Source organism: uncultured Arthrobacter sp., assembly GCF_902805515.1.
In the GTDB taxonomy this organism is placed as follows: Bacteria; Actinomycetota; Actinomycetes; order Actinomycetales; family Micrococcaceae; genus Arthrobacter_D.
The window spans coordinates 20,732-29,829 of the sequence record NZ_CADCTE010000148.1; the positions used below are offsets into that span (position 1 = coordinate 20,732).

Sequence of the window (9,098 nt, forward strand, 5' to 3'; positions counted from 1 at the left end):
TAGACTGGAGGTCCACCGCCTATGGAGAGGGATCCTTCGTGTCCGCAATACCTGATGCCCCGGGGCAGGAAGCCTCGTGGCAGGAGCCCGCGCCCGGCATCCGCGTCCTCTCCCTCCCCGGCTTCGCCGCGAACATCGGCTTCGTCCTCGGTTCCGAGCGCGGGCTGATCATCGACACCGGGGCCGGGCCCCGGCAGGCGGAGCAGATCCTGCGCAGGGTCCGTGAGGTGACGGACCTGCCGCTGGCCGCCGTCATCACCCATGCCCATGGCGACCACTACTTCGGCAACAGCTACCTTGCCGCGCACGGAGTCGAGCAGATCTGGGCCACCTCGCGCTGCAGCGAGGCGATGCTCGACAGCGGCGAGCAGCAGCGCGCCCTCGTCGCCGGAGTGGAACCCGAGATGGCCGCCGGAGAAGGCCCGCACGCCGACCTCGTGGCGGCGACCCGCCTGGTCGAGGGCAAACCGGTGGATCTCGACCTCGGCGGCATGCAGGTCACCCTGTTCCATCTCGGCCGCGGCCACACCGACCACGACCTGCTGGTGGGCGCCGGCAGCGTGCTCTTCACCGGCGACCTCGTCGAAGAGGGCGCCGACCCGGCCTTCGAGGACTCGTTCCCCACCGAGTGGATCCGGACGCTCGGAAAGATCACGGCGCTCGAGGACCTCTACGACGTCTTCGTTCCCGGGCATGGCGCTCCGGTGGATGTGCGGTTCGTCGCCACGCAGATGGAAAAGATGCGCGCCGCCATTCGGGTCACCAAGGTCGCCATGGACGAGGCCTCAATCGACATGACCAAGGCGGTCCCGCTCCTGCCCTACGGCCCGGAACGGTCACGGGTGCTGCTGGACAGGCTCCGGACGCTCGCCCACTGGAAGTGGCTCTCCCGTCAGCCCTGAGCGCCGGGCCGCACGGCGGCTTCGTTCGGGTGCGGGCGGTCCCCGGTGATGCGTGCCTGCGACGTGAAGAGCCAGCCGGCGGCTCCGGCCAGGGTGAAGCCGGTGCCCACGATCGAGGAAAGGCCGGCCCAGAAGAACAACGGCACCCTGGCCGTCCCGGGGACCGGCGCCGGCCCGATCTGCTGCACCAGGACATAGAGCAGCGCGGACAGGACAAGACCCGCAAGGCCGACCACCCAGCAGAGCGCAAGCCACCACCGCGACGCCGCCCAGTGGCGGCCGAAGCCGGGCCAGACGTTCCAGTCGTTGCCGGTCCGCATCACCAGCAGTCCGCCCAGGAGCGTCCACGCCCCCACAACGAGGAGGGCGGCGATCACGTCGGCCGGGCGGTGCCACAGGTTCACGAAGGTCGCGGCACCGGCGAGCACCGAATAGGTTCCGCCGCCGGCCGCGACGAGCGGGCGCCAGCGCGGCGAGGACACCAGGAAGACAGCGGCCACCGCCGATGCCGCCAACGTCGTATGCCCCGAGGGTAATGAATTGAAGTCGAGGGTGGGGACGCCGCGGTCGGGGCGGTCGAGCACCATGTTCTTGAGGATCTGGGTGGTGAGGTTCGCGCCGGCCATGACGCCGAGGGCCAGAAGCGCCGCGGCCCACCGCCGCCGCACCAGTGTGACGAACAGGAGGGTCGCCGCGGCGATGACCACGGAGATCAGCGGCAGGTTGTCGAGGAAGCGGAGAAACGGCAGGGCGCCGTCCGGGGCGGCGGTGTCGGCCTCCGCCCACGCCGATTCGTCGGCGAACTGTCCGGTGGTGGTCCGGACGAACAGCCAATAGGTCCAGCCCAGGGCTGTGAAGCACGCCGCTGCACCCAGGACGAACAGCTGGGGGCTGCGTGCCGCCCTGGCCCGCCGACGGGTCCACCGAAGAGGTCCTCGTTGCAAGGTCATCCACCAACTGTTCCATATCCGGCTGAAAGTTCATGAATAGCGCCCAAACTCCGTCGAGTCCGCAGATCACCACGCTCTGCGGGTGCGGAAGCGTGGTGACGTGCAGTTTCGGCGGTAGGGGAGCGGCGCGTCGCGCACTCCAGTGCCACGTAGCCTAGACGCGTGAGCACACCCGACCTCTCCACCCCGTTCCTCCCCCCGCTGGCCGAGCTTCGGGAGCGTGCACGCGTCGTCGCAGTGCCCATGCGGGTCCGCTTCCGGGGCGTGCTGGTCCGGGAGGCGCTTCTGATCGAGGGCCCCGTGGGCTGGAGCGAGTTCTCCCCGTTCCCCGAATACGGAGACCGTGAAGCGGCGAGCTGGCTGCGTTCGGCACTTGAGGCCGGGTGGCGCGGATTCCCGGAGCCGGTGCGGCAGCAGGTGCCGGTGAATGCCACGGTCCCGGCAGTGCCCGCGGCCCGCGTCGAGGAGGTCCTGGCCCGGTTCGGCGGCGTCGGCGCGGTGAAGGTCAAGGTCGCCGAACAGGGACAGGACCTCGCGCAGGACCTGGCCCGGGTGGCCGAGGTGCGCCGGCTGCTTCCCTCCGCGGCACTCCGCGTCGACGCTAACGGTGGCTGGACCGAAGGCGAGGCGCTGACCGCCCTGACCGAGCTCGCCCAACACCGGCTCGAATACGCCGAACAGCCCGTGGCCGACATCCCGGGGCTGCGTGCGGTGCGCAATGAGCTGCGCCGGCGGGAGGTGCCCGTGCTCATCGCCGCCGACGAGAGCGTGCGGCGCGAGGAGGACCCGCTGCGGGTCGCCCGGGAGGACGCCGCCGACCTCCTCGTGATCAAGGCCGCCCCGCTCGGTGGAGTGCGCAGGGCGCTGGACCTCGTGGCCCGGGCGGGGCTGCCCGCCGTCGTCAGCTCCGCGCTCGACACCTCGGTGGGCATCCGCGCCGGGGTGGCCCTCGCCGCGGCGCTGCCCGAGCTTCCCTACGCCTGCGGACTTGCCACGGTCTCCCTCATGGAGGGCGACGTCACCGATGAACCGCTGGTGCCCGGCGGCGGGTTCCTCCCGGTCCGTCGGGTGACCGCGTCCCCGGCTCTGCTGGAGGCCTTCGCCGCGCCGGCGGACCGGCGGCGGTGGTGGCTTGACCGGCTCGGGCGGGTCCACCGGGTGCTGGCCGCGGCCGCGGGCTAGGCGACCCGGACTCACCCGGCGAGGGCCGCCATCACGGCCGCCTCCGCATGGAGGCGGGTGGTGGCGAACACCGGCAGCTCCGAGTCGTCCTGCCCGATCAGCAGCTCGATCTCCGTGCAGCCCAGGATGATGCCCCCGGCACCCCTCGCGGCCAGGTCCTTCATCACCGTCTGGTACCTGCGCCTCGACTCGTCCCGGATGTCACCGAGCACCAGTTCGTCGTAGATGATGGCGTTCACCACCGCCTGGTCCTCCGGGCCGGGAAGCAGCACCTCGAGTCCGTGGGCGGCAAGGCGGTCCACGTAAAAGGCCTGCCCCATGGTGAACCTCGTTCCGAGCAGACCCACCGTCCGGAGTCCCGAGGCGAGGACCGCCCGGGCCGTGACGTCGCCCAGGTGGAGAAACGGGATGGACACGGCGTCCTCGATGGCCGCCGCTACCTTGTGCATGGTGTTGGTGCAGAGCACCAGCAGGTCGGCGCCCGCTGCTTCGATCCGCCGCGCCTCCCCGGCGAGGATCTCGCCCGCCCGCTGCCACTCACCTTGCGCCTGGAGGCGTTCGATCTGCGCGAAGTCCACGGAGATCAGGACGCAGGAGGCCGAGTGCAGGCCGCCGAGCCGGTCGTGGACCCCCTCATTGATGAGCGAGTAGTAGAGCGCTGAGCTTTCCCAGCTCATCCCGCCGAGCAGGCCGATGCGTTTCATGCGCCCACCGTAGCGGACCGGGTGCTCGTCCTGCCTTCGGTGACGCGGGGATGCGCCGCCTGAGACTGGTGGGTCAAGTGTTTCATCAGGGTTTCCCGCCCGTTCACCGGCGGGAACGCAGGACGTCGGTTTCCCCCGCCAAGGTCGGACGAGAGTCCAACGCCAGTTCGTCCCTCCGGAAGGCACACCCCATGAGTGAAACCACCCGCCGGCTGCTCCCCATGCTCGGACACACCAAAGGCAAGCGAAGCGCCGTCACCTGCGCCCTGAAGTGCGACAACGCCTGCGCGTCGGCGGTCTGCAATACCTCGGAGAACAACTACTTCCGCGACGTCGTCTCGGCCGAGTTTTCCCGGCGCAACCTGCTGGGCGCCGGTGCCGCAGGGGCCCTGGTCCTGCTGGTGGGCTCGGCTGTCGGGCCCGGAAAGGCACTGCCACAGGCCGTCGCCCTGGGCGGGCCGCGCAGCAAGCTCACCTTCACACCCATCGCGCCGGTGGACGCCCTGGTCGATGACATGACGGTTCCCGCAGGGTTCACCTGGAAGCCGGTCATCCGCTGGGGCGATCCGCTGTTCTCCAACTCGCCCGCCTTCGACGCCGGAAACCAGAGCGCGGCCGCCCAGGCCCTCCAGTTCGGCTACAACTGTGACTACACCGATATCCTCACGCTGCCCGGCAGCAAGGGACGCCGCGCGGTCCTGTTCGCCAACCACGAGTACACCAACGAGGCCATCATGGTGCCGCCGAGCCTTCCCCCCGCCGAGGTGCGCGGGATCGGAAAGGCCGCCCACGGGCTCTCCGTCGTCGAGCTTGAACGCAAGAACACGGCGAAGCCGTGGAGCTACGTCCAGGGCGCGCCCCGAAACCGGCGCTTCCTCACCACGACCCCCTACGAGCTCACCGGCCCTGCCGCGGGGTCCGACCTGGTGAAAACCATCGACGACCCGGCCGGCCGCACGGTGCTGGGCACGCTGGGGAACTGTGCGGGCGGCACCACCCCGTGGGGCACCATCCTCTCCGGCGAGGAGAACTTCAACGGGTACTTCGTCAGTGCCGGAACCAGCGCCGGGGACCGCCGGTATGGGCTGGGATCCAAGCCCACGGTCCGCGGCTGGGAACTCGACGAGGCCCGCTTTGACACCCGGATACCGGGCTACGAGAACGAGAAGCACCGCTTCGGCTACATCGTGGAGGTCGATCCGTTCGATCCCACCTCCACCCCCCGCAAGCACTCGGCGCTGGGGCGCTTCAAGCATGAGGGCGCGAACGTGACCGTCGCCCCCGACGGCCGGGTGGTTGCCTACTCCGGGGACGACGAGCGGTTCGACTACCTCTACAAGTACGTCTCCACGAACACGGTCCAGCCCGGGACCACCCCCGAGGCCCGGCGCGCGAACATGTCGCTGCTCTCCCAGGGGTCGCTGTACGTGGCGCGGTTCCAGGGCAACTCCATGCCCGAGATCAACGGCACCGGGGCGCTGCCGGCCGACGGCGCGTTCGACGGCGTCGGGGAGTGGCTGCCGCTGCTGCTGGACAACGAATCGGCGGTGCCCGGCATGAGCGCGGCCGAGGTGGCGGTCTTCACGCGCCTCGCCGCCGACAAGGTGGGCCCCACCAAGATGGACCGGTGCGAGGACGTCGAGCCGAACCCGGTGACCGGCAAGGTGTACGTGGCCTGCACCAACAACACCAACCGGGGAACCGGCACCAACGCGGCGGCGGACGAGGCGAACCCGCGGACCGCCAACCGCGACGGCCACGTGGTCGAGCTGACCGAGGCCGGCGGCGACGCCACGGCCACGCGCTTCACCTGGAACCTGCTGCTGGTGTGCGGTGACCCGGCGAAGAATTCCACGGCGTACTTCAGCGGGTATCCCGCCGACAAGGTCTCCCCGATCAGCTGCCCCGACAACCTCGCGTTCGATTCGGTGGGCAACCTGTGGATCTCCACGGACGGCCAGCCGGGCACCATCGGCTACTGCGACGGCCTGTTCAAGGTAGGCCTCGACGGCGCCGAGCGAGGGCGGGTCGAGCAGTTCCTCGCCGTGCCGCGCGACGCCGAGACCTGCGGGCCCATCATCCACGACGACGAACGCTCGGTCTTCGTCGCCGTCCAGCACCCGGGGGAGGACGGCACCTGGGCGGCCCAGGTGTCACGATTCCCGGACTACGTGCCCGCCGGTGTACAGCCGGCCCCCGGGCAGGGCGCACTTCCCCGGCCCTCGGTGGTGCAGGTCTACCGGGGCTGAGCCCTCCCGGTGACTGCACCGGCTGCGGGTGAACGCACAGCGGCGCCGGCGGAGGAATCCGCCGGCGCCGCTGTGTTCGGTGGGCGCAGCCGTCAGGGGATGAGGGAATCTGCGCGGTACCTGTCAAAGAGTTCCGTGAAGGAGTCTTCGGTGCGCCGGTAGCCGCTGAAGCCCGCCAGTCGGCTCTTGCTCATGTCGGTGACAACCTCGATCTGCCGGCCCAGATCTCCGTCGGTGTGCCACCAGGACGCGAGCCGGTTCAGGTCGTCCTCCACCAGCCCATGCTCGGCGGCAATGTCCTTCCACACGCCCTCCATGCCCCGCATCCGGTCCTGGAGGGGCTGGGGGGTGGCTGACGGACCGACCGGTTCGAGGCCGAAGTAGGCGGCGAGGCGCGGCCACATCCACCGCCACCGGAAGACGTCGCCGTTGGCGATGTTGTACGCCTCATTGGCCACCCCCGGCGTGGTGGACGCCCAGATCATGTGCTCGGCGAGCAGCCCCGCATCCGTCATGTCGGTGAGCGCAATCCACTGCATCTGAGAGCCGGGAAACACGAAGGGCAGATTTTCCCTCCGGCAGATCGCGGCGTGCGCCGCAAGGGTCAGTCCCATGTTCATCGCGTTGCCCACCGCGTGTCCGATGACCGTGTGGGCCCGGTGCACCGACCAGGTGAATCCCTGCCTTTCCGCTGCCGCCCACAGCTCGTCCTCCTGGGCGTAGTAAAAGTTGTCGACCGGAAGGCGGGGCTCCTCCTCGCGGAAGGGGGTGTCAGGCATCTCACCGGCCGCATAGGCCTCGAACGGGCCGAGGTAATGCTTGAGCCCGGTCATCAGGGCCACGTGCACCACCGGTTTGCCCTCGAGGGCGGCCAGGAGGTTCCTGAGCATTCCGGCGTTGACCTCGATGTTTTCCTTCTCGGTCGGCCGCGGGGACCACGCGGTGAAGAACACGTGCGTGGGCCGCTCGCCAGCAAGAACGCGCCGGACCTGCTCAGGCGAGCCGAGGTCGGCCTGCAGGTGTTTCACACCCTGGGACGGGACACCGGCGGACCGGGAGAGGGCAAGGACCGGCCATCCCGCCAAGGCGAGCCGGCCGCGCAGCGCCGATCCGGCGATGCCGCTGGCTCCCACCACGAGGGCGGTTCCTGCGGGCTGGGGTGCTGCGTTGACTTCCATTCAAGCTCCTTCGATCGTTTGGCGTCAGGTAGATGGAGGTGGGGTGCCGGTCAGCGCGCCGTGTAGCCGCCGTCGAGGGGGAGGTTCACTCCGGTGACCCACCCAGCCTCGTCGGAGGCCAGATAGAGCACGCCGTAGGCGACATCGATCGGCCGGCCGAGCCGCTTGAGCGACTGGTGGGCCGTCATCATCTCCTCATAGGCGGGCAGGCCGCCCTCATAGGCGTCCGCAATTCCCTGCACGAGGGGAGTGAGGACCGTGCTCGGATGCACCGAGTTGACCCGGATGTTGTACCGGCCGTACGTCGCGGCGTCCTGCCGGGTCTGCATCGTCACGGCGCCCTTCGCTACGTGGTACGGGGTGAACTCGTCATTGCCGAGGAGACCGTAGATCGACGAGAAGTTCACGATCGAACCTCCACCGGCCGCGATCATGTGAGGAACCACGTGCTTGGTGGCGAAGAAGACCCCCTTCACGTCGACGGCGAAAAGGGCATCCCACTCCGCCTCGGACACCTCGTGCGTCGGCTTGTCCACGCCGATGATGCCCGCACAGTTGATGAGGATGTCGATGGCCCCGAACTCCGCGGCGGCGGCGGCGACGCCGGCGGCCACGCTGGCCTCCGAGGAAACGTCTACCGGCCAGAACCGCGCCCTTCCGCCGGCCGCCGTGATGGCGGCGACGGTCTCCGGGCCGGCTGGGCCGTCGAGGTCGGTGACGGCCACGGCCGCGCACTCACGGGCGAACAGTTCGGCCGTGGCACGTCCCATGCCGGAGGCTGCGCCGGTGATGAAGGCGACCTTCCCCTCCAGCCGGCCCCTCATGCGGACGCTGGCTCCACCGAGGAGGCGAGGAAGTCCCGGTAGCCGTTCTCCTCCGCCTTCCGGCAGTACTCCTGGTACACCTGGCCGCCGCCCATGTAGACGAGGAAGGTCTCCGGCTTGCCCGGCACGTTCTCGCCGAGGAACCAGGCCTTGGCCTTCTTGCCTTCGGAGTACATGACCGTGGACTTACCCGCGCGTTCCACCTCCTCGGCCCACCACTGCTCCGATTCCGGGGTCGCCTCGAGGCGTTCGACGCCGTTCTGCTCGGCCCACCGGATGGCGCGCTGCAGCCACTGGGCCCCAAGCTGGATGGGCACCGGCAGGTTCGAATAGGGCGTCTGGGGACCGAGCGACATGAAGAAGTTGGGGAAACCGTGGGCGTTGATGCCGAGGTTCGACCGCAGCCCTTCGGCGGCCCACTTATCGCGCAGGGTGAGCCCGTTCCGGCCCACGATGTCGATATTGGTCAGGGTGCCGGTCATCGCGTCGAAGCCTGTGGCGAAGATGAGAACATCAAGTTCGTACTCGGTGTCCCCGACCTGGACGCCCCGTTCGGTGATCCCGGTGATCGGGGTGGACTTCGTGTCGATGAGGTGCACGTTGTCCCGGTTGAAGGTGGCGTAGTAGTTGTGGCCGGTCGGCACGCGCTTGCCGTTGAAGGAGTAGTCCTGCGGGCTGAGCAGGTCCGCCGTCGCGGGGTCCGTGACGATCTCGCGGATCTTGCCGCGGATGAACTCGGAGGCCAGCTCGCTGGACTCGTGGTTCGTCGCGAGGTCGTTGAAGCACTCGTTGGCGAAGTGGAAGCCGCCCTCGTTCCACTTGCTTTCGAAGATCCGCTGGCGTTCCTCCGCGGAGACCTCAAGGGCGCTGTGCTCGGCCGGTTCCATGGCGACTCCGAACGGGTGGCCTGCCGCTTTGTCGAAGATCGCGTCGTAGTTCTCGCGCAGGTGCCGCATCTCCTGGGTGGTCACCTTGTCGTTGGAGGTCTCCACGATGAAGTTCGGGGTGCGCTGGAAGACGAAGAACTCGCCGACCTCCTCCGCGACCGTGGGGACGATCTGGATCCCCGAGGCTCCCAGCCCGATCAGTCCCACCCGCTTCCCGGCCAG

8 protein-coding genes are annotated in these 9,098 nt (G+C 69.3%); 3 read left to right on the top strand and 5 right to left on the bottom strand.

Annotation, left to right across the window (positions count from 1 at the left end; all coding sequences use genetic code 11):
- The first annotated feature begins 38 nt into the window (after positions 1–38).
- Complete coding sequence (locus tag QZX79_RS13500; RefSeq protein WP_294568886.1) at positions 39–902, top strand: MBL fold metallo-hydrolase; 864 nt, start codon at positions 39–41, stop codon at positions 900–902.
- Here QZX79_RS13500 and QZX79_RS13505 read toward each other — a convergent pair.
- On the bottom strand, positions 893–1,852 hold the full coding sequence (locus tag QZX79_RS13505; RefSeq protein ID WP_294568888.1) for a phosphatase PAP2 family protein: 960 nt from the start codon (positions 1,850–1,852) through the stop codon (positions 893–895). The two genes, QZX79_RS13500 and QZX79_RS13505, sit on opposite strands and share 10 nt — an antisense overlap.
- 162 nt (positions 1,853–2,014) lie before the next feature.
- Between QZX79_RS13505 and QZX79_RS13510 the strand changes: the two genes are divergently transcribed.
- Positions 2,015–3,034: an o-succinylbenzoate synthase gene (locus QZX79_RS13510; protein WP_294568890.1), complete on the top strand. Its 1,020-nt coding sequence runs from the start codon at positions 2,015–2,017 to the stop codon at positions 3,032–3,034.
- Positions 3,035–3,045: 11 nt separating this feature from the next.
- On the opposite strand, the gene QZX79_RS13515 is transcribed toward QZX79_RS13510, so the two are convergent.
- Positions 3,046–3,738 carry an aspartate/glutamate racemase family protein gene (locus QZX79_RS13515; protein ID WP_294568892.1) on the bottom strand — a complete coding sequence of 231 codons (693 nt, stop codon included), beginning with the start codon at positions 3,736–3,738 and terminating at the stop codon, positions 3,046–3,048.
- A gap of 191 nt (positions 3,739–3,929) precedes the next feature.
- Between QZX79_RS13515 and QZX79_RS13520 the strand changes: the two genes are divergently transcribed.
- Positions 3,930–5,987 carry a PhoX family phosphatase gene (locus tag QZX79_RS13520; protein ID WP_294568894.1) on the top strand — a complete coding sequence of 686 codons (2,058 nt, stop codon included), beginning with the start codon at positions 3,930–3,932 and terminating at the stop codon, positions 5,985–5,987.
- Between the two features lie 92 nt (positions 5,988–6,079).
- Here QZX79_RS13520 and QZX79_RS13525 read toward each other — a convergent pair whose 3' ends face one another.
- The 3 genes from QZX79_RS13525 to QZX79_RS13535 form a co-directional block, all read right to left on the bottom strand.
- Complete coding sequence (locus QZX79_RS13525; protein ID WP_294568896.1) at positions 6,080–7,165, bottom strand: SDR family oxidoreductase; 1,086 nt, start codon at positions 7,163–7,165, stop codon at positions 6,080–6,082.
- A gap of 50 nt (positions 7,166–7,215) precedes the next feature.
- The gene (locus tag QZX79_RS13530) at positions 7,216–7,989 is read right to left on the bottom strand and encodes an SDR family NAD(P)-dependent oxidoreductase (RefSeq protein ID WP_294568897.1); all 774 of its coding nucleotides are present in this window, start codon (positions 7,987–7,989) and stop codon (positions 7,216–7,218) included.
- The coding region (locus tag QZX79_RS13535; RefSeq protein WP_294568899.1) for an NAD(P)/FAD-dependent oxidoreductase at positions 7,986–9,098 on the bottom strand (1,113 nt) is incomplete at its 5' end. The genes QZX79_RS13535 and QZX79_RS13530, both read right to left, overlap by 4 nt.